Origin of the sequence: Tepidibacter formicigenes DSM 15518, assembly GCF_900142235.1 — a bacterium.
In the GTDB taxonomy this organism is placed as follows: domain Bacteria; phylum Bacillota; class Clostridia; order Peptostreptococcales; family Peptostreptococcaceae; genus Tepidibacter; species Tepidibacter formicigenes.
Window position 1 is genome coordinate 1 of record NZ_FRAE01000138.1, and the last position, 1,594, is coordinate 1,594.

At 28.3% G+C, this 1,594-nt stretch carries 1 protein-coding gene; it reads left to right on the forward strand.

The annotated features are described in order from the left end of the window. A partial coding sequence (locus tag BUA77_RS13205; RefSeq protein WP_143151378.1) for a Tn3 family transposase occupies nucleotides 1-1,529 on the forward strand: 1,529 nt, incomplete at its 5' end. Between the last annotated feature and the right edge of the window lie 65 nt (nucleotides 1,530-1,594).

A 1,594-nucleotide genomic window follows, 5' to 3' on the forward strand; every position in this document is an offset into this window, starting at 1 on the left:
GTGATATTTATTCTGATTACAGAGATCAGCTTATAAGCTGGGAAGAATACAATAATAATATTGATACTTTTGGCAACCAAGTAGGTCTACCTGTTTTAGAAAATGAATTTATCCAACACTTAAAAGATAATATGGAAAAAGCTATATTTGATGCTGATAATTCTTTTCCTGAAAACCAATATCTTAAAATCAAAAATGGTGTTCCTATACTTTCAAAAATAAGAAAAAAAGATGAACCTAAAGATTTAAAGGTTATACAAAATTTAATTGCAGAAGATTTAGAAACAGTAAATATTTTAGATATTTTATCAGATACAGAAAAGTGGATTCAATGGACAAATCAGTTTGGATCGATATCTGGATTCGATTCAAAGATTAAAGATAAAATTGAAAAATACCTTATGACAACATTTTGTTATGGTTGTAATCTTGGTCCTAGTCAAACATCAAAAGCACTACAAGAAATAAGTAGAAAACAGCTTTCTTGGATAAACAAAAGACATGTAACAGAAGAAAAATTAGAAAAAACTATTAAAAATTTAATAAATGCATATAATCTTTTCCCTCTACCTAAATACTGGGGTACAGGAAAAAGGTCTGCTGCTGATGGTACAAAATGGGACATGTATGAACAGAATCTTTTATCTGAATATCATATTAGATATGGTGGATATGGTGGGATTGGTTATTACCATGTATCTGATTTATACATAGCTCTTTTTAGTCGTTTTATACCATGTGGCGTATGGGAAGGTGTTTATATACTCGATGAATTTATAAAGAATGATTCAAATATACAACCAAATATTGTTCATGCAGATACACAAGGTCAAAATACAACAATATTCGGACTATCATTTTTACTAGGAATAGATTTGATGCCTCGAATTAGAAACTGGAAAAAGTTAGACTTATGCAAACCCGATAAAAGCATCAAATGTAAACATATAGATGAAATTTTTTCTGATTATATAGATTTCGATATTATAAAAACTTACTTACCAGATATGTTGAGAATTGTTTTATCCATAAAAATGGGAAGGATAGCTCCCTCAACAATTTTAAAGAAACTCGGAAGTTATAGTAGACAAAACAAACTATACCAAGCATTTAAAGAATTAGGAAGAGCCATCAGAACCATATTTTTATTAAAATATATTTCTGATATAGATTTAAGAACCACTATACAAGAAGCTACAAACAAAAATGAATCTTTCAACGGATTTATAAAGTGGTTATTTTTTGGTGGTGAAGGTATTATTGCTGAAAACAATAGAGATGAACAAAGAAAAATCATAAAGTATAATCACCTTGTTGCCAATTGTGTTATTTTTTACAATGTTTATCATATGTCAAAAATTTTACAAGAACTTATTATAAAAGGATATAAAATAGATGAAAATATACTTTCTTCATTGTCGCCCTACATTACAAGCCATATAAATAGATTTGGTGAATATAAGATAAATAAAAACAGAAACACTCCTTCTTTAAATTACGATATAGATATATTCAAAAGTACGGAGTAAAAAAACTTTATTTCCATATTTTTACTCCCTATTGCACTTTTTACACGAATCGTGGCCATACCCCA